The following is a 22,336-nucleotide window of genomic DNA, read 5'->3' as shown; positions in this document are numbered from 1 at the left end:
TGTATATTGTAAAATAATTATGCCCTGCATGCAAGAGATGTGAGGAGAATATCTGTTAGATTTTACGAAAAAATGGGCTGCAAAAATTGTAGAAACAAGCATACATTAATTTGCATATTTCGAGTTTTATTTACAAAACAACCTATTGACTTGTCTCTTCATTGGAGGAGTATAATTGAATAAAGTTCCAGTGAAGGGATTTTTCAAGGAGCTTGCAGTGGGCATTGTTGTGCGGAACGAACAGAATCTCATTCACAAGGAGGAGTTGCTATGCAAAGCCGAGTGATTGAAATGATCGGCGCGGTCAAGGAAGATCCTGAACTGGTCGCTAAGCTGGATGGACATTCGGACATTATTCATGATGCTGGGCTGGATTCGTTGCAGTTGGTTCATTTCATGCTGCAAGTGGAGGATGCGTTTGATGTGGAAATTGATTTTGATTCCTTTGAGCTGGAACATTTGCGCTCGGTAGATGCCTTTTGCAGCTACATACAGGGGATCAGTGAGGCGGAACAAGTGCCACACCCGGAAGGAATAAAGACGGTCTAAGAGGCGGCTTTGGCTTAGGTACACTTTGCCTGAAAATCCATTAAACGAGGTGTTAGCATGCAGCCCAAAAGCAATGTGCTGATTGATGAGAAGGCGTTCAAGCTCATCAAGCGTAACCTGAAAAACGCTTCCGTGTCTTATCGTAACGCAACCCAGGACCCTGCTTTCAAAACGGACATGCCCCAGACGATCGGCATTAAGCTGACCAACCGCTGCAACCTGAGATGTACACACTGCTTTGAATGGAACGAGGAAGGCTATCATCATCAAATGGATAAAGAAGAGCAAAATATGGATCTCGCCCCGGACATGCTTCGGCAAATTTTGAGCGAGACCAAGGAAGCCAAATCCCGGCTATACATGTGGGGCGGTGAACCGATGTTTCACCGGCGTTTTGACGAAATTTTGGACGTGCTGGCGGAAGACCGGCGCGAAATGACATTTTGTACGAACGGATTACTAATTGACAAATATTTGGACCGGATTTTGGATTTATCTGAAAATCTGGAGCTGTTAATAGCGATTGAAGGCTTTGAAAGAGAACACGATCTGATTCGCGGTAAAGGCACCTTTCAAAAAACGATGCGGCAGATGGATAAGCTGATTGAACTGCGTGACCAGGGATTGTACAAAGGACGGGTAACCGTCCATGCGGTCATTAACGATAACATGATCGGACGAATGTACGAATTTCTGCAAATGCTGGAGGACAAAAGGCTGGATCTGGTGCTGCTGACGTTCCCCTGGTACATTTCCAAAGAAACCTCCCTCAAAATGGATGAATATTTTACACGTAACTTCTCTTGGCTCCGACAGCTTGAAGAAAATAATATCAGTAGCTGGCATGCTTTCAAATATAAAATCAACCCGGATAACATCGACCCTCTGATGCAGGAGCTGCAGCGGATCAATGAGCGGGTGTGGAACATCCGTGTGCGCTATCAGCCCGGTTTGGATTATGAGGAGATTGATAAATTTATACATGGCGAGGAAATGGTCAGCCGTTGCTCCAACCAATGCCTGGCACTCACCTCCAGAACGGATATTTTGCCGGATGGGAAGGTTATGCCTTGCAAATTTTTCAGTGAGTTCACGATTGGAAGCTTGCGTGAGCACAGTCTGGAGGAGATATGGAATTCGGATGCATATGAGAAGACCCGTCAAAAGATTAATCACGAGGGCTTGACGCCCGTATGCTCCAAATGCAGCGTCTTATACCTGCATGGAGCAGGCTCTTTGAAATATATATAGTGTCCTGTGAATGTTGTTTGTTACGGGATGGAAGAGAGGGATGACAGAACGTGACGACGAAAACGATGAATCTTGTGGAAGCGCTTGCTCATGAGCGAGATCATGGTGTACTGATTTGGCTGTTCAATATCGGCGCAGAGCAGGTATGGCATCCGTCCCCCCGCAAGGGGGGGATGGTGGATCGGGATGAACAGCAGGTCGTAAACCGGATGGAGGAAATGAATCTCCTGCTGTGCCGAAGTCAGGATGTTATTGTACTTCGCGAAAAGCCGGATGAGGCTTTTCTGGACATGCTTCAGCGGCTGGGCTTTAGTCTGCCGCGTATTGAGGTGCCTGAGCCGTCTGACCCGCTAACGCCGATTTCAGAGCTGGTGCTGGCGGACAAGGCGCTTTTGGCGCGACTGCGCGCGGTTGCGGAAGCAGGCCACAGCAGCGGCGGAGCCAAAGCGTGGCTCGTTCCGTATGCGGTCACACCGCAGGAGGAAGCGATTGCGGAGTACTGCGGGCTGGAGCTGATCGGCGCTCCGTCCTCGGTCAGCGCTCAGGTGAATGATAAAATATTCAGTCGCCTGACTGCGCAAAAGCTTGGTTTTGCTGTCAGTGAAGGTGCTGTGTGCGAAGACGAAGCGGCGATCCGCAGAGAGTGTGTCAGGCTGGCTGAGTTGGCGGACGGGCCTGTGAAGCTGATTATCAAGCAGCCGCATGGTGCCTCGGGACAAGGCATGTATATGCTGGACGAGCTGTCCAAGCTGGACACGCTGCTGAGTGTGATGCGGCGGTTCGGCGGTTCGTCGCCGTCCTCCGGCGGTTGGTTGGTGGAGCGCTGGCACAACAAACAGATGGATCTGAACTATCAGCTCTGTATCGACGAGAGCGGCGGTGTGACCATGTTTTCGCTAAAAAGGCAAAACGTGGACGGCACCGTATATATCGGGTCTCAGGTTCCGGCTGATATTGGCGCTGAACTGGAGGAAGAAGTGAGACGCTGCGCCTATCAGTTGGGAACCTATCTGTATTCCATCGGATATACAGGTATGGCCTCCATTGACGGTTTTGTGGATGAAGACGGGTTGCTGGTTCCGGTGATCGAGATTAACGGCAGATTTACCCTGTCTACTTACATCTCGTTCCTGTCCTCTGTCTTGGGAGAGCAGCATAAAACATTGTCCCGTTACTATCGTAACGTTACCGCTTCACCCCTTACCTATAGTCGCTTGTGCGAGTTACTCGCGGAGGAGGGCTTGCTTTATACACCGGAACGCCCTCAAGGAGTGTTTGTTTATACAGCGGGCACGCTATCGGATATTCCTGTAAAACGGGGCTATGTGAACCGAATATTTACACTTATTTTGGCAGACAACTGGCAGGAAGCAGAAGCTTGTGCGCACAAGTTGGAAGGGATCATCGCTGGATTGGCATGCTCATAATTCGGGAGGAATTTAAGATGAAAACAGATGTATACCATGTAGTACCCTTGCTGGAAAAGGTATTAAAGCTGGCTCCGGGCGAGCTTGAACAGTTGGCTCCTGATCAGGACCTGCGAACCATGGGGCTGAATTCTCTATCTGCTGTTGAATTGATTGTGGAGCTGGAAAATGAGCTTGATATTACGATGGAGGACGACGATCTGGTGCTGGAGCATCTATCTACATTGCAAGGCATTGAACGTCTGCTGGGTAAATATGCATAAGGGCGCGGCGAAGACCAGACCTGTGCAGGAATCTGGCATGGATAGTCGTCATGATTCCATTGTTGACCACGCTGTTGAAGAAGAAGCCAACGCTCTTCCGGGAAAGCATTGTGTATATTCATCTCTGCGCACGTCATTGCGACGCTATGGGGTGAACATGGCAGAATCCGAGCTGTTCATGCTGTGTGGAAGCATGTGCGCGGAATATAGCGGAGATTTGAAGCGCTTCGGACCTGAGAAATACCCGGAACAGCTGCAAGAAATGGCGGCCAGCGGCGGACCCGTGATTCGGGTGGAGCCGTGGATCGCTGGCGTAAGCGATGAAACCGACCTGCTGCGGGTGCTCACATCTGGCTACGGCACGATGTTGCATACGTCAAGCACGGCCTTAACTTATCACGATGTATATGTGAAAAATTACCCAAGGGGTCATGTGATTGAGCTGTGCGGATTGGACCTGGGGGAGCGGACGGCACAGGTAAATGATAGCTTCCTGCTGGATTCCTCGGGACAGGCTATGACTTATGTGGGACCGGCCCGGCTTGATGATTTGATGCAGGGTATTATTGAGTATGCATGGCTGGTGGAGCAGCCTGTCCGGCTTTCGCCAGGCGAGTTGCATGCTGCGTGTGCATACCATATTCGTCAGTATGTGACTGGGCACGAAGCGGTCTGGAGAGGCGTGCCTTCGCCAGATGAGTCGGCCAATCAGACTGGAAAGGCTGCAACAGGCAAGCAGGTCAAGCGGGGGGATGCGGGGTACCGGGCATTTGTCGACGATTTCCGCTTGTTGGCAGATATGGAGGATCAGGATTTTCGGACGTACTGTCATGAAATCTATTACAATCTGCGATTGGGCAGTGCCCTTCATTTGACGGATTACACCGCTGATTATTGCCTGCGGCATCAGGCTACGCTGGGACCGCAGGCACAGCATGTGATTGAATTGGCGCAATCGCTGTACGCGGATTGGCATAAGCTCAATCTGTATATTTACAAAACAGGTCTCCAACTGCGAAAGCAGCGGATACCTGAGATTAGGGAACGCGCTCTGAATCTGATTGAAAGACAGCGGCATATGCTGGAGAAATTAATGGTTTTAACGGAGCAGGCAGCCGATTAGTTCAGGTCGAGCGTTCGGTTAAATCGTTTGGGCCAGTCGGATCAGGCATGTCATCAAGGTGTCACGGACAGAGGGAAGAGGAGGGGAATTCATTGCCGTCCATTACATTGAATCAATTGTCGAAAACGTTTACGTACTACAAAAAGGAGCCGGGCGTGCGCAAATCGTTACAAAACCTGTTCAGGCGGGAAAAGCTGACCAAGAAGGCCGTGCAAAATGTCAGCTTCAGCATTGAGGAAGGCGAAATTGTCGGGTTTCTCGGTCCGAACGGGGCGGGCAAAACAACGACGCTCAAAATGCTGTCCGGCATTCTCCATCCCAGTGACGGGGAAGCATCGGTACTCGGTTTTACCCCGTGGAAGCGACAAAAAGAGTTTAAACGTCAGTTTTCCATCGTGATGGGACAGAAAAACCAGCTCTGGTGGGATTTGCCTGCAAGTGAGTCGTTCGAGCTGAACAAGCTTATTTACGAAATAGAAGATAGACGTTATAAAGAGGCGCTGGACGAGCTGGTCACCCTGCTTGGTGTAGAGGAGCAGCTTCATGTACAGGTGCGGCGGCTATCTCTCGGCGAGCGTATGAAAATGGAGCTGATCGCTGCGCTGCTGCATCGCCCACGGGTTATTTTACTGGACGAGCCGACGATCGGACTGGACCTTGTTTCCCAGCGGCGGATTCGTGAGTTTTTCAAAGCCTATAACCGCGCACACCGGACGACCATCCTGCTGACAAGCCATTACATGAAGGATATTGAGGATTTATGCAGCAGATCCATCATTATTAGCGGTGGCCAGTTGGTTTATGACGGAGATTTGCACAAGGTGAACGAGGTCATCGGTGCTCGCAAACTGCTCAAGGTTCGACTGGAGACTCCCGTACCTAACCTGACGCTGGCGGGACTCGGCAAGCTGCGCTCTGGCTCCGAACTGGAGGCGGTATTTGAACTGGATGCAGAAGATACTCTGACCTGGTCCAAAAAGATTTTGGATGCACTGCCTGTCGTTGATTTTACGATTGAGGATGTCCCGCTGGAAGAGGGGATAGCCAATTTGTACGATGGGGGCAGACTGGCTGATGCGAAATAACAAATATGTGAAGGTGCTCCAGCTTGGCATGCAAAACGAGATGGAATACCGGGCCAATTATTGGCTGCAGATGGCGGGATTTATGCTGCCGATCATGACGCAAATTTTTCTCTGGCTTGCGGTATTCGGCTCTTCGGGACAGGCAAGAGTGCTGGGCTATTCTCTGCCGGAAATGCTGGTCTATGTCGTTATGGCGGGCGTGACCGGAAAACTGATTGCCACGGGCTTTGAATATGAAATTGCTACAGATATCAAGGAAGGCGGATTGGCCAAATTCATGGTGCAGCCTGTGCATTATTTTGCTTACCGTTTTTGCCGATTTATCGGTGGCAAAGCGGTACAATCCACAGTCGTACTGCTGGCGGCTGCTATTTTGCTGCTATGTCTCAGTCTGGACGGACGTATCGGCTTCGGGCTGTCCAATATCCTGCTTTACATATTGGCGTTGCCGGGAGCGCTTGTGCTCAATTTTGTAGTCTATTACGCGCTGAGCGGCATAGCTTTTTGGGTGACGGAATCGGCGGGATTATTTTATACGCTGTCGCTTGTCATTTACGTAGCTAGCGGTACCGTGTTCCCGCTGACGATTTTTGGAGATGCTTTGGCCCGTCTGTTCAGCTTGCTGCCGTTCAGCTACACTGTATTTTTTCCGGTGAACGCGCTAACGGGTAAGCTGGCTGTGTTGGAAGTCGCCAAAGGCATTGGCGTGCAATGGATCTGGATTGCAGTGCTGGCGGGCGTATCACGCTGGGTGTGGCAAGCCGGGCTCAAACGCTTTGTCTCGGTGGGAGGCTAACATGAAAAATGTTTTCCGAAACGTTGGGCGTTACATCAGACTGTACTGTAAATTCGTCCAGTTCTCCGTCATGTCGCAGATGGAATACCGCATTAATTTTATTACTGCGTTTCTGGTTGAAACGGCTTATTTGCTCATCAAGCTGCTGTACGCTTCGGTTCCATATCGGGCCGGGACGGACATTAACGGCTGGACTCCTGATGCGGTGCTGCTATATATCGGCGTATTTACGATGATGAGCGGATTTTACAGCGGCTTGTTCTACAGTAATTTTACAAGTCTGCCTGACAAAATCCGTACCGGCTCACTGGACGTGCTCATCACCAAGCCGGTGTCGCTGCAATTTATGGTGACACTGCGCCAATTCGAGCTGGGATACACCGTGCCGAATGTAGTGGGCGGCGGAATCATGACGGGCATTGGCTGGGTTCGACTCGGGCTGCCATTTGATTTGGAAACCGTGGGCGGCTTCGCTGTGTTGCTCGGATGCGGGGTGCTTACGGCCTATTCCGTATTTTTGCTGCCACAATTGCTGGCCTTTTGGATTATCCGCACGAACGGCGTAACAGAGCTGTCCAACAGCATTTTCGAGACCAACTATGTGCCGATGGCCGTGTATAGCAACCTGATTCAGCGTATCGGCTTGTTCGTGCTTCCGGTGTTTGTCATTTGTAACTTTCCCCCCATGTTTATTCTCGGCAAAATGGATATCGGTTTGATTGTATGGGCATTTCTCGCACCTCTCTGGCTGCTGGCGATCATCCGTTTGATATGGCAGTTTGCGCTGCGTGATTATACGAGTGCAAGCCAGTAGCGCTACTGTCATAGTAGGCTAGTCATAGTAGGCTAATAACGAAGCAAGAAAGGAAGCGAATGACATGAATGCGATACCGAGCCAGCGTCATTTGTATATGGGAACGTTCGAAGCGGAGGCATACTGGCGGGACGCCCAGTTGGCTTCCCTGCCCGCTCTGCCTGACCGGGCATCTTCAGCGATTGTAGCGGCGATGGATGAACTGCTGTTCAGCTTTTGTCAGCCGGGAGATGCATTATTGACCCGTTATGCGATTTCACCCGTGCATCGTCAGTATATCGCAGAGCTGGGCTTTCATCCGGCTGTCAATGAACGGGATTTAACGGACGGAATGGAGCAAGCCGGCGGCAACGTATCGGCGGCTTCCGTTTTTGAGCTGCTGGGCAGCCGCAAGGCCGATGCCAGAGAGGGCTTCCCTCAACTGGAGGGCTGTGTGCTCAGCCCGTTTGCGGGTTTGCCGCATGTGGAAGAGGCTGCCCGTGCCTGGGGAATCACATTGCATCAGCCAGCGCTGGAGACGATTCGCAAGGTAAATGCCAAAACCTATTCCTCTGATCTCAAACGCAGCCTCGGTCTGCGTAATCCGGGCCATATCGTGACTTCGTTTGCGGATGTAGCTGAGGCGGGGCGCAAGCTGCTGCGGGATGGAAGCTTTTTAATCAAGGATGATTTTGGCGTATCGGGCAAAGGAAACCTGCACATTACTTCGACACAAATGCTGGACCGGATCGTATCGTATTTGCGTGGACAGGAGCGCAAAGGCAAACAGGTGTTATTCCTTCTGGAGCCTTTTTTGGAAAAAGAGCAGGACTTTTCATGCCAATTTTCGATTGGTGATGATGGGAGGGTGGATATCCTATCCGTGCAATGGCTGGCCAACACTCAATTTGCCTATCGGGAATCTTTGTCGCCGGACGAGGCTTTTATGGAACGGCTGGAACGCGAGGGCTATTTTAGCTTAATGCAGGACGTGGGGCGGCAGTTGTATCAGGATGGATATTACGGTGATGTTTGCATTGACTCCATGACACTCCGTGGCGGGAAGCTGGAGCCGATTATCGAAATTAACGCCCGCAAGTCGATGAGTTTGATCAAGCATCAGCTCGATAATTTTCTGGCAGCGAAAAACATGCGTGGCACGTTGACGAATTATTCGCTGTCCCATGACGGCAGTCTGTCTTATGAGGAACTGCTGGAAGGGCTGAAATGTGAAGGACTGCTGTTCACAGGGGAACGTGAGGAAGGCATAATGCCGCTGGGCGCCAATACGTTATATGTGAACACAGGTGGACGAGATGGGGAAAACAGGATTGAAGGCCATACAAGCATATCAAGCACAACAAGCAGCAATAGCAATGCAACCGTGCGCGGAGGCAGATCATCTGCCAAGCAGGTTCGCGTGAGTGGGATGAGTGCCGATCATGGCGGATCAGAAGGGAATGGCGTGGCTAAGCCGGGCTTAAATGGTAAAAAAGAAGCTGCCGGAAGCGAACGGACCCGAGGAAAGGGTCGTCTTTATTTGGAGCTGGTTGCTGCGGGGGACGAAGACAAAATGCGTTTGACTACAAAGCTGGAGCGTTTTTTGGCGGAGCATCATTTTACAGTGCTGAATTAAACGGGAGGCGTATGAGCATGCGTACAAGTATAGAACAGCAGACGAAGATAACGATTTTGTGTTCCGGTTTCGGGCTGGGCTTTTATACCCCCGGTTTGTTGTTGCAAGCGGGTTTTCGCAGACTGGGCTTCGATACGGCAATTCATGTGTTTGAAAATGTGCTGCCGGAATCGGCCCGTCTCCGGGTCGACAAAAGCCGCAAAGCTTATCACGACAATTTTGCTGTAGCCTTAATGTCACAGAAGGTGCCGCAGGATATGCGCAATTCACTGGACCCTGCAGCAATGGAAGTACTGCTGAACCAATGGATGGCGGAGGATCGGCGGTATTTTATATGCTTATCCGGTCATTGGATGTATGTACTGGAGGAGTATCGCAAACGGAGAGAGCCGGGGTCAGTGCATGTGGACATCGTATATATGGATTCGACACCTCCCCCTTCCTGGAAAAATCTAGCCAAGCATAACCCGAATTTTGCTGATGGCTGTGCAGAAACGACTTTATTTGAAAATGACAAGAATAGAGTCAGCCACTATATTGATATTCCGACTGTAGATTATATCCCTTTTGAAGCACGGCAATCCCGCTTATTCGTACATGGCGGCGGCTGGGGTATGGGCACATATCGTGACAAGGTTGGACAGCTGGAAGAGGCCGGCTGGGAACTGGATTTGCTGTTGTATGATCAGGATCAACCGGATGAACAGCGGGACAATATACGCTATTTTCGGATGGACCCGCAGTGGAGAACATGGCAGCGAAATGAAGCTGGAGAGCATACGTTTCCACCTTTCGGAGAGGTAAAATCGGGCGAGGAGACGGTGTATCGGGTTGGGTCAGATTACCATAGCCTGCTGGACCGAACATGCCATGTCCAAGCCATTGTCAGTAAGCCCGGTGGAGGCAGCATGACCGATTCGTTCGCTACAGCTACTCCGCTTATTATGCTGGAGCCGTTTGGTGTGCATGAGAAGCATAATGCGGATCTGTGGGAACGTCTGGGACTAGGCATGCGCTACGAGACGTGGATGGAAACCTATGGCGGCAGTGCTGAGGTACTGGAAAATATACATCGGAGGATCGTGGAGCTGCGCAGTCAGACGCCGTGCTATGTGGAGTCGTATGTGAATAGCATCCAAATGCAGGCAGGCGCATCGGGAATGGAGAAAGGGTCATGAACGTCGCCGCTGCTGCACATGAACCTGCGGTAGGAGATATCCGCTTTGGAATCATCGGCTGTTCTGCCATTGCCCCACGTGCATTGCTGGAGCCGATTGGGCACGTTGCAGGGGCCCGTGTGACCGCGCTCGCGAATCGTACGGTTGCCAAGGCGGAAGAAATGGCAGAGCGTTTTGGGGTCAGTGTCGTTTATCGGCATGCCGAGGATTTGCTGAAGGACCCGGAGATCGACGCTGTATATATTGCACTTAGCAACGACCTGCATGCCGAGTGGATTGGCAAAGCACTGCAGGCTCACAAGCACGTGCTGGTGGAAAAGCCGTTATGCCTGAATACGGCGGATCTGATTCCCTTGGCCGCGATTGTTGAGCAGAGCAGTGCTTACCTGCTGGAGGGAGTCATGGTGCAGCATCATCCTTGGCAGCGCGAGCTGCGAAGGATCGTGGAATCAGGTTGCTATGGTCGTTTACGCTCCATATCGACTAGTCTGTGCATTCCCGCCAAGGATGGGCATGCACACAATTACAGATCCCGGCCGGAGCAGGGCGGGGGATGCTTTTGGGATTTGGGCGTGTACTGGCTTCAACTGCTTCAGGCCGTCGTTGGATTAGAACAGGCCGAATTCCGCAGCCAATCGGATTTCGACGGTCCCCATGGCTGTGACTGGACATTTCACGCACAGGCCCGTTATCCGGGCGGCTTGGAGGCGTCGGCCCTCTTTTCATTCGAGCGGCCTTATCGCTGCGCTCATATACTGACCTTTGATTCGGCGGTGGTCACCTTGCAGGACTGTTTTCGGGCAAATTTAGGTTTTTATAAAATGACACTCAAGACAGAAATGACGGAAATCACGGAACTAGTAAAGGACATCACGCCGAATATAACGGCTACGGCTGCATCAAAGGAGGGACCGTCGCATCAGCTGCCATCCAAAATGAAAACCGTTTTTGAGCCTATAAATTATTATGTCAATCAGTTGGAGGCCTTCTGCAGCATCATCCGGGGCGAAGCGGAGCCGATTCCGTTCCGTGAGGCCGCTGAGCGAGTCAGACTGCTGGCTGCCATTCATGAGGCTGCGCGTTCGGGCGAGACGATCTATGCAGTATGAGTATGTTCAAAGTGCTGAGGAAAGAAAAGCGAAGAGAGGGGGATTTCAGCAGATGGTTGAAAAGGACGAGTCCTTGCTGGAGCGTTTCGGTAATCATCCGACACCATTTTATTATTACGACGGAGACGCGATGTATGCTCATGTCAGCTCGCTGTTGGCCCGGCTGCATCCGGCTGTGCGTGTGCATTACGCGCTTAAGGCTAACGGCAACGTAGCCTTGGCGGGATTGCTGCGCTCGTTGGGCTGCGGCGTTGAGATCGCTTCGGCCGGGGAAATGTTCGTCGCCATGGAGGCCGGATATGCCGCGGAAGACGTGCTGTACGCCGGGCCGGGAAAAACGGCAGCCGAGCTGAGCGAGGCGGTAGCCTGCGGAATCGGTTGCATTCATGTCGAATCGGTGCGGGAGCTGCGTCTACTGGAGGACATTGCCGCGCAAGCAGGCTTGTTTGTCAGGGCTGCGGTTCGTATCAATCCCGATAATGATCTGTCGGGGGCGACGATTAAAATGGGCGGTGTTCCCCGTCCCTTTGGTGTCGATGAAGGGCAGCTGGATTCCTTTTTTGAGACGCTGGAGGATTGCCCACATGTTTATTTTCAAGGCATCCAGGTATATACAGGTACGCAAATGCTAAAAGCGGATCAGATTCTGGCTTCATTTGCAAATACGCTGCAGTTGGCGGAACGGGTACAGGCCCGGTATGGTGTTGCCATGCATACGGTAAATTTGGGCGGGGGGTTTGGTGTCCCTTATTTTGCTCATGAGCAGCCATTGGATATGGAGCAAGTCATCGACGGGCTGAATGCACTCGCGGAGCAGACCCGATCCCGTATGCCGGGAGTTACGCTAATTATCGAAAGCGGCAGGTATCTGGTTGCTCAAGCGGGCATGTATGTTTGTCGGGCATTGTATACCAAGGAGTCCAAGGGAGAGAAGTTTGTGGTGGCTGATGGCGGCATGAATCATTATGTCTCGGCTACCTTTCGGGGCCGCCGCCTTCGGGACAACTACCCGGTGCGAATTATGCGCAGGCAGGTGACGGAACGTGAAGGACGGGAAATGGGTGCTAACATGCGTATGGAGCAGCGAAACGCTCCTATTCAGGAGACCATGACTGTTGAGCTGTCAGGGGAGACTGCAAACCGGATAGAGGAGCATCCGATCGAAGCATCGCTGGAGCTGGAAACAGTAAGCATTGTTGGCCCGCTCTGTACTCCCGAGGATTGTATGGTGAAAAAAGCACAGCTTCCCCCGATTCAGGAGGGCGACTATATCGTCTTTCCAAACGCGGGGGCTTATGGACTAAGCTATAGTCCAGTGCATTTTCTGGGACATGCTACCCCGGCAGAGTTGCTCGATTTTCGCGGGGAGGTGCATGTGATTCGTGAACACGGTGACCGCACGGATTTGCTGCATCATCAGCGCATGATTCCGTTGCCCGAGGATGCGCTGTAACCTAAGATGAACTGTGACCAAAGATATGCTGTAAGTATGCAAAAACGCCAAAACCGTCGGAGTCGATACACATCGGCCCCGTGTTTTGGCGTTTCATATTATGAATAATATGGATTGGATTAGTGCTGCTTGGAGCTGCGCATTTCCTGACGCACAAGCTGCCACACCATGAAGATCAGCACAGCCACTTGTGGGACAAACGTTTCCCAAGTCGGATACATTCCCAACCAGCTAATGGAAGGAAGCGTGGAGACCGTATGCCCCGGAAGCTTGCCAGCCACCTGAAGTGAATGAATACTTTCGCCCAGAAATCGGAATACGAGATAGTAAATCAGTACAGTTGCAGTCAGGAAAAAGGCGCGAATCGGCAACCTTACGCTAAATTTGATGATTGCAAATGCCAGGACGACCAATATAGCCATCGCTGAGCCAATGCCGATCAGCAATTGCGAGGTTTCGATGGCCGGAGCCATACCGATATAAAAGATGGCTGTCTCAGCTCCTTCACGCATAATCGCGAGCGCAGACACGGTAAATAGCGACCACAGGCTGCCACGCGCCAGCGCTTGGCCGACGCTGTTTTCAACAAAGCGGTTCCACGCGGCAGCGTTGGATTTGCTGTGTAGCCAGCTGCCCACAGTCAGCATGAGCACAACCGCCACCAGCCCGGTGACGCCTTCCAGCAGCTCACGCATGCTGCCTGAGGCGGCAGCCGCCACCAGCGTGGTGAACAGCACCGCCAAGGCTCCGCTCAGCACCAGCCCCGTGCCGGCACCTGCCCATATCCAGCGGCCAGCCACGGCCTCGCCGCTTTTTTTGGCATACGCCAGCAGAGCTGCAAGCACGAGAATGGCTTCCAAGCCCTCGCGCAGCAAAATCAGAGCGGCATCCCAGGCGGTGTAGGAACGATTTTCCGTCAACGGGCGGAGCCTGTCCAGCATTTGATCCATCGTCTGAATCGCTTTGGCCGTGTTTGGTGGAGAAGACAGGAGATGACCTGAAGTTTCGGTCATTTCATTTTCAATCGCTGTATACGAAGCCGGATCGGAAATTTGAACAGGTCCTTCCACGGAAGGCCACAGGGTGATAAACTGCCCTATTTTGTCTGCCGCTTGCTCCGGCTGATTGGCTGTCGCATCCTGCCGGGCGGATTCGAGCAATTGGACTGCATCGCCTAGGGAAGCCGTCGAACCATTTTCCATTCCGGCAGCCGCATTGCCTGCACCTGCTCCCTGTCCTGTGTTCACGGACTTGCCCTGACTATAATCGGATAGCAGGGTCGTCAGTTCTTGCATTTCCTTAAGAGCCTGCTCTTGACGAATCGGCTCGGCTTGCATGGAAATGCGAATGAGACTGATTTTAGTTTCCAGCGCACTGTATACCGGAAAATTGTCCGAACGAATCGGGGTTTCCACCTGATACCAGGCCTTTACGATTCGGTCGTAATCCACCCGGGCAGCCGTCCAATCGCCTTTTTGCATCGCAGCCAGACTACCCTTTGCCATAGGAAGCAGTTTTTCTGCTGCTGTGGCTCCAGCCGGGACTGGTTGATCTCCTTCAGCAGCAGTCACATACTCATTGACTGAGCGTGCCAGCACGGATAATGCAGCTTTCGCTGACTCCCCGCTACCACTGGCAAGCGCCTGCTCCGCGTCGGTAAGCGCTTGATCTACAGCCGCGATGTGGGCTGACTCCCCGCCATTTGTTTTGGCAGTCTCCCACAGGTTACGGAATTCTTTAAGATCCTTGGAGGCTTCCGTCCATTGGGCTTGTCCCGCTTCCACCAGCGCTCCGCCCACCACAGGCATCAACTGATCGTTGGAGACAGCTTTGGCATCTGTTTGTGCAAAAGCGACCGCTCCGAAATCGGATATGAACGGAGTCACTGTCAGTAGCAGAGCTGTCAACAGCAACACCCATCCCAAGCTTTTATTGCGCCGCTTCATCATAAATCCCCTTCCTTGCCTGCTATTAAAATAACGTATCCCCAATGTAGCCGCCTTGCGATACACCCGGGAAGCAGGCGAACACCGCACTGCCTTTGTGTACAATATATTCATTCAGCTTGTCATTGCGTGCAAGCTTCTCCTGAATATGAACGAACTGCTTGAACAGATCACGCTGGTAGCTGATGAACAGCAGTCCGGCATCCAGCTGCCCTGTTTGCTTGTCCAATCCACTTGAATATGAATAAGACCGCCGCAAAATATTCATGCTCCCGTCTCCATGAGCCAATGCAACATGAGAGGTGGGAGGCGTGAGCGGCTTGCCTTTCGGACTTGTAGCCGCCAGATCGAGCTTGTCAAACTCCTTGGCCTTGCCCAGTGGAGCACCGCTGCTGCGATGGCGTCCAAAGGTATCCTCTTGGTCGCCCAGTGTGGAGCGATCCCATACCTCTATCCGCATGCGTACACGGCGTACAGCCATATAGCTGCCGTTGCCCATCCATGCAGGTCCGTCACTGGATTGTGTCCACACCAGCCGCTTCATCTCGTCTGCCTTGGACGTGTCCGGGTTCCCCGTACCGTCCTTGAAGCCGAGCAAATTGCGAGGTGTGCTGCCTGCCGGGTCGGCCTGTGCTGTCCGCTGAAAGCCCTCCTGCGTCCAGCGAAGCACCGCCGTTCCTCGGGCGATACGCGCCAAATTACGCAAGGCATGAAAAGCGACCTGCAAGTCATTGGCGCATACCTGCACCCCGATATCACCGCCGCACCATTGCTCATCCAGCGCATCTCCCTGGAAGCGGGGCAGCTCGCGGAATCCGGCAGGTTTAAGCCCTGCCAGGCCATAGCGGCCATCAAAAAAGGATGGGCCTACCCCAAAGGTGATCGTCGTCCGGGACGGAGACAAACCCGCCGCCTCACCCGTATCGGAAGGAGGCAGGTTGAGGTTTTCATTATCGTTACCAATCAGCGTACCAGAAGTCATCGTAGCGCTTGCTTCCGTCCAGGCTTTGAACAGGCTGCGCACCTGTGCCTTGTCGCTTGTCGTCAGATCAAAGGCGGCGAAGCAGATGAAATCCTGTGCCGGGGTCACAATACCGGCCTGGTGTTTGCCGTAAAAAGGGACCACATCCTGGGTATCTGCCTCTGTCATCATGCTTTCGAGGCGTTGACCGGCTGACAGCACAGCTCCCACACCGCTGCCACCGAGCAGGAGACCCAGTCCACCTACCCCGGCCAGCTTTAAGAGCTCTCGGCGTGATACGGTTTTACTCTTTCCTGACAGCTCACCCTCATCTGGTTGAGTGTTCTTCTTTTCCGGATCAGCCTGTTCTTTATGAAATTCCGCATGCTGCTGCGATCCTTGCTCCTTTTGCCGCTTAAAGCCCTTCATATCATTACACTCCTAACAATTTACCCATTTGGGACAGCGGTTCTGCCAAGGCATCGAGGTTCTGGCTCAGCTTTTTAATTTCTTCCGGCTTCAGTTTTGTATACGACACGTAGCCTTCACCTTCCTTGAAAGGAGCCAACTCCTGCTGCAAGGCTGCAAAGCGCTCACCAATTTGTTTTTCCAACGCCGCATCTTTTTGGTTCAGGTCTGTTTTCAGGATGTCATATATCTTTTGGGCGCCCTCCACATTGGCTGCGAAGTCGTAAAGATCCGTATGGGAATACCGTTCCTCTTCACCTGTCACCTTGGAGGTAGATACTTCATTCAGCAGCTCGACTGCACCCGTTACCATCAGGCTGGCGTCAATGTTGACCGTTTCTACCTTGGCACGCAGCAGCTTGGCATCACTCAGCAAGCGGTCGGCAAACTCGTCCAATCCTTTGGTCGAGTTTTCTTCCCACAATGTTTTTTCAATACGGTGGAAGCCGCGCCAATCCGCCGCATCCACATCACCGTCGCGAGCATCGATATTTGGGTCCAGATCGCCCAGCGCTTCCGCAATCGGTTCAATCCGTTCATAATACATGCGCGCAGGAGCATACAGCGTCTTGGCCTTGTCGAGCTCGCCTGCTTTGACCGCATTCGTGAATTCTTCCGTCTTCTTCACAAACGTATCGCATTGCTGGGTGGCATAGGTACGGTAAGCCGCTACCGCTTGATCAAAATTGGGGGCAGAAGCTGCAGGAGTCGTTGTCTGTGTTGTTGCTCCCGCATCCTTGGTCGCTGCAGCGGGCTGCTGAGTAGCAGTCCCGGCTTGTCCGCAGCCTGCAAACAGAATAGAAGAGACCAGCACTCCGGCCGGTACGGCATAACGTAGTTTCATAATGAATGACACCCTTTCTGGCCACACTGGCCCTGAACCATAGTCTGTTGCGCGATATCTATATCGAATTTTATTTGATAATGATTATCAGTCGCGGTTTTTCTTATCATAAGGCTGGCCCATATGCCTGTCAATACATAATTTAGACACAAAGTTCAACCTATCATTAAAGAAGCAAGCAAGGTGCCTATGCCCATTTTTATCAGCATATTGAACCATACCTGAGCACATGACATAAAATGTGTTGACTGTATCCCTTAACCTTGTTACACCACACAAAACCCGAGCAAGGAGGGGTGAAATTGACGAAGGGTAACGACCACAAAAACAAGTTTTTGTTAACTCACCGTGAACGTGAAGTATTTGAACTGCTCGTGCAGGACAAAACGACGCGTGACATCGCCGGACAGCTATTTATTAGCGAAAAGACGGTCCGAAACCATATTTCTAATGTGATGCAAAAATTGAACGTAAAAGGTCGTTCACAGGCGGTCGTGGAATTAATCAGGCTTGGCGAATTAAAAATCTGACCTCTTGTTCCTTGCGGGGTACAAAGTCTTCTCGATGGTCCTTCAACCGTGAGGGAGGGTCGGGAAGGCTTTTGTTTTGTAGAATGGATATTAAATAGGATAGAAGATAGAGAGTTTGCGATGAACGCAAAAACAAGCGAATGTCTCAGAATTAGACATTCGCTTGTTTGGATCATTTGTGGTTTAAAAATCATAATCCAGAAGCTGTTCCTGACAGTTAGCTATTCTTGATAGCTCTGATTTGGGATAGCCAAGTCGTTTAGTTTTTTCACTGCACATCCAGCAGGAACAATGGATTTTCCCCTTGGAGAATGCACCGTCGAATTTGATGGCCCATCCCCATTGTGCTGAAAGACGTTTTTTACGCTGGATAACCCGCTTTCTGTGGTGTCTAAAATAAGCTTGATTACGATTTTTTGAATTAGGTTTCATTACCATCACGCTCCCTTGGGATAGGCTCAGCCCGCAGGAATTTCAAGGGTTAAAGGCTTCTACGGGCAGAGCGTGATGGTAATCCAATTTATATGATTAGGCATGAGTCACCTGCTTGGGGTTATTTTAAAGGTGAAAGTGGAATGTGAATCTTCGAAGAGAATTCTTCAACGAATTCCACATCGGTTCGGCTAGTATGAAAGACATACAACTCACGTGTAGGGTACAGCTTATGAAAATGTTTATACCCTTCCCATGCTTGATGAGGGTTGTCGTAGTCCTGAATTACCGCCATATCTTCAAGGTTTCGTATATGGTTGTTAGAACTGACTTTGATAGCTTCAATTAAAACAAAACGGTCTGGGAGCGTTTTAGTAATCTCTTCCCATTTAATTAGAGTCACCTCACCTTTTTATACTGATAGTCCATTATATCAAAGTGATGTGTAATGAGGATTCAGTGAAAAGCATTCACGGCCATTCGTTTCAATAGTTTAGTTCAAAAAATCCTTGAGTACTTATACGCTCAAGGATTTTTTTGTATCTTTATTTTATAAGTTTGATGAGCTGAATTTGAGATTGTTTGGGCAGAGAATCGGAGTGTTCATATACACTGATCAAATAACTGACAACATCATTTTCATTACTCAAACCTAACTCTGTTTTTATGGATTGTAATTTTTCTTTTATATCTTCATACACCATAACACTTTTTCTTTCCAAAATGGATTCGCCTCCCTAAGAGAAAATATATCACACGAATGAATTCAAAAAAACGAAAATGAATTAAAAAAGAACATTTTTGCATTCGAAAACAATTGACTATGTATTCTAAAGATGAAACTTGTGGAGGTTAAAGATGCTCTGACATTAATGATGATGTTCGGTACGTTATTAGTTACGCTAATCGGATTAATCGTGACCATTGTTATTGCATTGAACCAAAACAAAAAGAAATAAACAGGCTTATTCTGACAAGGTGACGAAAAATAAAATATTAAACCGCTGAAATATGTAGGAATTTGTGTGTAAATGTTGTATTATATATAGAAGGAAGAAACTACCATTAGATCATGTGGCAACTCACATGAATAATCAATACAGAAGGCTGTACCACAAAGTTATACAAGGATAGAAATGCATTTGGTGGTAGTCTAAGAATGCAAATGCCAATATTTCAGGTTTTGAGTTATACTTATATAAAGGTGTTGAAGAAGAATCACAAGGCAGAAAAGCTCGATGCTTCAGGTAGCAGGAAGTAGCTTTTCCATAGAGCTACCTGTGGTATATTCTTGATTGGAGGTGAACAGGCGACATATGACACCCAACCAACACTTGATGACTTATACGCTAAACAGCGGCATAAAGGGAACTGTCGACCTATCCAGTAAGCAGGTTCAGGAATGGATCAAAGCATATCGAATTGGCAGCAAGTTTGTAACAGTAGTAGGCAAACAGTATTTTGGTTTAAATCCTGAGCTGGTAGCAGATTTTAAGGTACATAATGAATACTCGGAGCAGAGAGAGCACATATCCATGATACAGCCTGTGATAGAACGCAAGGCTATAGATGTGGACCCGCTGGCAGATGCATACAATCAGCATAAAACGTTAATTCAGGTTGAATGTAAATGTGGAGCTTCCTATATAGAGGAGTCACCGCACAAAAGAACCAAGTGGTCCTGCAAGGAATGCAATAATATTGTATTTCTGGATCGTAAAAAGGGCATGGTGGATACGGAAAAAGGCAAGGCGTGGTATATGACGAACATGTACTATGTGGAAAGACAAAGCAACTGACAATAGTCAGTTGCTTTTATTCTAAATGCTCTGTTCTCTGAGCTTTTTAGGCTGTTATAGCCTTTTGCCAAATAATAAAATTGATGTTTTTTGCGCTTTGTAGTACATTATCAAGTGTATTATAAGGAGGCTTCTCATGTACGGACATAGACAAGATGATACTTTATACATCATGACTTACACACTAAATAGCGGTATCAAGGGCACAGTACCTTTGTCTAATCAACAGATACAGGAATGGCTTGAGTGTTACAGAATCGGCAAAAAATTTGTAACCGAGATTGGCAAAGAGTACTTTGGGCTGCATGCGGAACTGGTGGCAGATTTTAAAGTGCATAATCAGTATTCAAGCTATCAGGAGGTCATTATCCCGATTCAACAACCGGATACTGGCTTAAAAGAGTTGTCCCAGGCTTACAAATCAACAGAAACCTTGATCAAAGTAGATTGTAAATGTGGCACATCGTATGTAACTGAATCCCCTATTAAGCGGACCAAGTGGTACTGCACCAAATGCCGGGAGATTGTCTTTCTTGACAGTAAAAAGGGAATGGTTGACACTTCCAGAGGCAAGGCTCATTATATGACAAATAAGTATTTTGTGGAACGGGAAACAACTGGCGTGTAAGCCGGTTGTTTTTTTATTATTGGGGGTGAATTTCATTACAGAAAATCATTTGAACGATGCATGGAATCGTATAAACCGTGTGCACATCAACGAAACGCTTCAGTTGGAGCAAATCATCAGTGACTTGCGAGTGATGGGTTACGTGGCTTTTCATCATCATCCGCAAATCGCAGGCGAGTCTGATGAACTGGAGGAGTTGAAACAGCAAATGCTGTCATTTTTTCAACAGTATCATGTATTATGGATCGAAGTAGATCCCTTAACGCAATATGCGGTAATCAATAATATGGGCAAGGCGACGGTGCTAAAGCTGATTGGTCGCAGGATGAACCCGCTACGTGATCTGAGAGCGAATGCTGCTTTGGCCGGGCAGCCGCTTCACGAATGGGATCGGGAAATAGAGCGGCTGGATCAACTGGTGCGTCTGCTGCGCTATACCCGTTTTACATAAGTCGCTGTGATCGAAAACAAGATTAACCAAAAACAAGCATTCGCGAAGCATGTGGGATCACATGTCGTGAATGCTTGTTTGCATCCTATTTTTTACCGCATAAGATGAGCAACAGCTTACACCGACTTCAAGAACTCCACAATGGTTAACAGACCTTTGTCGAAATTCTCCAAATTAAAATGCTCGTTCGGCGCATGCAGGTTCTCATCCGGCAAGCCAAAGCCCATCAATACAACCGGGGCAGTCAGCACACGGGAGAAGGTTTCCACGATCGGAATGGAGCCGCCATCTTTGGTAAACAGAGCACGCACACCGTACACTTTTTCAAAAGCATCCGCTGCGGCTTGCAAAAACGCGTGTGACGGGTCAATGTTAAAGGCGTTTGCTTTCTCACCCTGTTGGATTTCCAGAGTGGCTCCTGGCTGAACATGGGCGCGCAAATGACGCTCGATTTTATCCAGAATGTCCTGTGGATTCTGGTTCGCGACCAGACGGCACGTAATTTTCGCATGAGCTTCCTTCGGAATGACCGTTTTGGTGCCCTCACCCTGGAATCCGCCGTATACGCCGTTCAGCTCCAGGGTAGGACGCGCTCCAACACGCTCAACAAAGCTGAAACCTTCTTCGCCATACAGAGAATCAAGCGCAAGTTCCTGTTGCAGCTTGCTCTCATTGAAGCCTTGCTTCACAAATTCTTCTCTCATCTCTGCCGATAACGGTGCAACATCGTCATAGAACCCTTCGACGCTAACACCGCCCTTGTCGTCATGCAGGGTTGCCAGCAACGACACCATAGCATGCAGAGCATTCGGTACGCCGCCGCCAAAGGAGCCGGAATGCAGATCCGTATTCGCGGTGTGAATGGCCACTTCCAGTGAGCACAGTCCACGCAGACCTGTGCAAATCGCAGGCTTGCCTTTTTCGATCAGGGAGGTGTCGGACACCAGTACAGCGTCGGCAGCCAGACGTTCAGCTCCGGTCTGCAAAAACTCAAGCAGGCTCGGGCTGGACACTTCTTCCTCGCCTTCAATGCAGAATTTGATGTTCAGCGGCAGCTTGCCCTCTTGCTTCAAAATAGCCTCAACCGCCTTAATGTGCAAGAATACCTGCCCTTTGTCGTCTGTCGCTCCGCGTGCATACAATTTTCCATCGCGGATAGATGGCTCGAACGGCGGGGTTTCCCACAGGTGAAGCGGATCAACGGGCTGTACATCATAGTGGCCGTATACAAGGATAGTCGGTTTACCGGGTGCATGCAAATGATCAGCGTACACCAGTGGATGACCTTTGGTTGGAATAATCTCAACGTTTTCCAGACCGGCAGCAGTCAGTTTGGCAGCGAGCCATTCGGCTGCCTGGTTGATGTCCTTTTTGTGCTCCGATAATGCGGAGATACTCGGAATGGACAACCATTCCCTCAGCTCATTCAGTTGTTGCTCTCTGGCTTGTTCAAAATAAGCGGAATAACTCATAAAGTATGTATCCTCCTTTGTACTTGTAATTGTACGAATTTTGCTTTATCCCCCGAACCGAGGTCGTGGACGATATGTCTAGTTTACTACGTTTTGCGCTGAACGAAAAATAGCAGATCAAAAAAGCGATTCTACCCGGGTC

23 protein-coding genes are annotated in these 22,336 nt (G+C 50.0%); 17 read left to right on the top strand and 6 right to left on the bottom strand.

Features of this window, described 5'->3' with window-relative positions; genetic code table 11:
• The first annotated feature begins 270 nt into the window (after window positions 1-270).
• From BAZ21_RS11745 to BAZ21_RS11690, 12 genes are all read left to right on the top strand, one after another.
• The gene (locus tag BAZ21_RS11745; protein ID WP_068500351.1) at window positions 271-549 is read left to right on the top strand and encodes an acyl carrier protein; all 279 of its coding nucleotides are present in this window, start codon (window positions 271-273) and stop codon (window positions 547-549) included.
• Window positions 550-606: 57 nt separating this feature from the next.
• Window positions 607-1,800 carry a radical SAM/SPASM domain-containing protein gene (locus BAZ21_RS11740; RefSeq protein ID WP_068500348.1) on the top strand — a complete coding sequence of 398 codons (1,194 nt, stop codon included), beginning with the start codon at window positions 607-609 and terminating at the stop codon, window positions 1,798-1,800.
• Window positions 1,801-1,850: 50 nt separating this feature from the next.
• Window positions 1,851-3,227, top strand: a complete 1,377-nt coding sequence (locus BAZ21_RS11735; RefSeq protein ID WP_068500345.1) for a preATP grasp domain-containing protein — start codon at window positions 1,851-1,853, stop codon at window positions 3,225-3,227.
• 17 nt (window positions 3,228-3,244) lie between these two features.
• Window positions 3,245-3,490, top strand: coding sequence for an acyl carrier protein (locus BAZ21_RS11730; protein WP_068500342.1), 246 nt, complete (start codon window positions 3,245-3,247; stop codon window positions 3,488-3,490).
• Entirely contained in the window at window positions 3,483-4,613 is a 1,131-nt protein-coding gene (locus BAZ21_RS11725) for a hypothetical protein (RefSeq protein WP_068500339.1), read from the top strand. Before BAZ21_RS11730 ends, BAZ21_RS11725 begins: the two co-directional genes overlap by 8 nt.
• Window positions 4,614-4,705: 92 nt before the next feature.
• Window positions 4,706-5,698 (top strand): ABC transporter ATP-binding protein, encoded by a 993-nt coding sequence (locus tag BAZ21_RS11720; RefSeq protein ID WP_068500338.1) that lies wholly within the window; start codon window positions 4,706-4,708, stop codon window positions 5,696-5,698.
• Window positions 5,670-6,494: an ABC transporter permease gene (locus BAZ21_RS11715; RefSeq protein ID WP_256020681.1), complete on the top strand. Its 825-nt coding sequence runs from the start codon at window positions 5,670-5,672 to the stop codon at window positions 6,492-6,494. Before BAZ21_RS11720 ends, BAZ21_RS11715 begins: the two co-directional genes overlap by 29 nt.
• 1 nt (window position 6,495) lies before the next feature.
• On the top strand, window positions 6,496-7,308 hold the full coding sequence (locus tag BAZ21_RS11710; RefSeq protein ID WP_068500331.1) for an ABC transporter permease: 813 nt from the start codon (window positions 6,496-6,498) through the stop codon (window positions 7,306-7,308).
• A 64-nt stretch (window positions 7,309-7,372) separates the two neighbouring features.
• Window positions 7,373-8,923, top strand: coding sequence for a hypothetical protein (locus BAZ21_RS11705; RefSeq protein WP_068500328.1), 1,551 nt, complete (start codon window positions 7,373-7,375; stop codon window positions 8,921-8,923).
• Window positions 8,924-8,940: 17 nt separating this feature from the next.
• Complete coding sequence (locus BAZ21_RS11700) at window positions 8,941-10,101, top strand: UDP-glucuronosyltransferase (RefSeq protein ID WP_068500323.1); 1,161 nt, start codon at window positions 8,941-8,943, stop codon at window positions 10,099-10,101.
• Window positions 10,098-11,210 (top strand): Gfo/Idh/MocA family protein, encoded by a 1,113-nt coding sequence (locus BAZ21_RS11695; protein ID WP_068500321.1) that lies wholly within the window; start codon window positions 10,098-10,100, stop codon window positions 11,208-11,210. The genes BAZ21_RS11700 and BAZ21_RS11695 overlap by 4 nt, the downstream gene beginning before the upstream one ends.
• Window positions 11,211-11,262: 52 nt before the next feature.
• On the top strand, window positions 11,263-12,663 hold the full coding sequence (locus tag BAZ21_RS11690) for a diaminopimelate decarboxylase (protein WP_068500929.1): 1,401 nt from the start codon (window positions 11,263-11,265) through the stop codon (window positions 12,661-12,663).
• A 119-nt stretch (window positions 12,664-12,782) separates the two neighbouring features.
• Here the strand turns inward: BAZ21_RS11690 and BAZ21_RS11685 are convergent, their stop codons facing one another.
• From BAZ21_RS11685 to efeO, 3 genes are read right to left on the bottom strand one after another with little or no spacing between them, the layout of a single operon-like run.
• Window positions 12,783-14,609, bottom strand: coding sequence for an FTR1 family iron permease (locus BAZ21_RS11685; protein ID WP_068500926.1), 1,827 nt, complete (start codon window positions 14,607-14,609; stop codon window positions 12,783-12,785).
• 25 nt (window positions 14,610-14,634) lie between these two features.
• Window positions 14,635-15,999 carry an iron uptake transporter deferrochelatase/peroxidase subunit gene (efeB, locus tag BAZ21_RS11680; protein WP_068500318.1) on the bottom strand — a complete coding sequence of 455 codons (1,365 nt, stop codon included), beginning with the start codon at window positions 15,997-15,999 and terminating at the stop codon, window positions 14,635-14,637.
• A 4-nt stretch (window positions 16,000-16,003) separates the two neighbouring features.
• A complete protein-coding gene (gene efeO / locus BAZ21_RS11675) occupies window positions 16,004-16,882 on the bottom strand; it encodes an iron uptake system protein EfeO (RefSeq protein ID WP_068500314.1) in 879 nt (292 codons plus the stop codon).
• A 302-nt stretch (window positions 16,883-17,184) separates the two neighbouring features.
• Between efeO and BAZ21_RS11670 the strand changes: the two genes are divergently transcribed.
• Complete coding sequence (locus BAZ21_RS11670) at window positions 17,185-17,412, top strand: helix-turn-helix domain-containing protein (protein WP_007431813.1); 228 nt, start codon at window positions 17,185-17,187, stop codon at window positions 17,410-17,412.
• A gap of 183 nt (window positions 17,413-17,595) precedes the next feature.
• Here the strand turns inward: BAZ21_RS11670 and BAZ21_RS11665 are convergent, their stop codons facing one another.
• Both BAZ21_RS11665 and BAZ21_RS28965 read right to left on the bottom strand, forming a co-directional pair.
• Window positions 17,596-17,844 (bottom strand): hypothetical protein, encoded by a 249-nt coding sequence (locus BAZ21_RS11665; protein WP_068500311.1) that lies wholly within the window; start codon window positions 17,842-17,844, stop codon window positions 17,596-17,598.
• 545 nt (window positions 17,845-18,389) lie between these two features.
• The gene (locus BAZ21_RS28965; protein WP_157136339.1) at window positions 18,390-18,566 is read right to left on the bottom strand and encodes a hypothetical protein; all 177 of its coding nucleotides are present in this window, start codon (window positions 18,564-18,566) and stop codon (window positions 18,390-18,392) included.
• A gap of 123 nt (window positions 18,567-18,689) precedes the next feature.
• Here BAZ21_RS28965 and BAZ21_RS29585 point away from each other — a divergent pair, with 123 nt between their 5' ends.
• From BAZ21_RS29585 to BAZ21_RS11645, 4 genes are all read left to right on the top strand, one after another.
• The gene (locus BAZ21_RS29585) at window positions 18,690-18,803 is read left to right on the top strand and encodes a putative holin-like toxin (RefSeq protein ID WP_232289129.1); all 114 of its coding nucleotides are present in this window, start codon (window positions 18,690-18,692) and stop codon (window positions 18,801-18,803) included.
• A 357-nt stretch (window positions 18,804-19,160) separates the two neighbouring features.
• Complete coding sequence (locus BAZ21_RS11655; RefSeq protein WP_068500308.1) at window positions 19,161-19,643, top strand: hypothetical protein; 483 nt, start codon at window positions 19,161-19,163, stop codon at window positions 19,641-19,643.
• Window positions 19,644-19,779: 136 nt separating this feature from the next.
• Window positions 19,780-20,271 (top strand): hypothetical protein, encoded by a 492-nt coding sequence (locus BAZ21_RS11650; protein ID WP_007431810.1) that lies wholly within the window; start codon window positions 19,780-19,782, stop codon window positions 20,269-20,271.
• Between the two features lie 19 nt (window positions 20,272-20,290).
• Window positions 20,291-20,722: a hypothetical protein gene (locus tag BAZ21_RS11645; RefSeq protein WP_256020663.1), complete on the top strand. Its 432-nt coding sequence runs from the start codon at window positions 20,291-20,293 to the stop codon at window positions 20,720-20,722.
• 116 nt (window positions 20,723-20,838) lie between these two features.
• Here the strand turns inward: BAZ21_RS11645 and BAZ21_RS11640 are convergent, their stop codons facing one another.
• Window positions 20,839-22,194, bottom strand: coding sequence for a dipeptidase (locus tag BAZ21_RS11640; protein WP_068500303.1), 1,356 nt, complete (start codon window positions 22,192-22,194; stop codon window positions 20,839-20,841).
• Between the last annotated feature and the right edge of the window lie 142 nt (window positions 22,195-22,336).

This window comes from Paenibacillus kribbensis (assembly GCF_001705305.1).
Classification (GTDB): Bacteria; Bacillota; Bacilli; order Paenibacillales; family Paenibacillaceae; genus Paenibacillus; species Paenibacillus kribbensis_B.
This window is presented reverse-complemented; position numbering and strand designations above follow the sequence as displayed.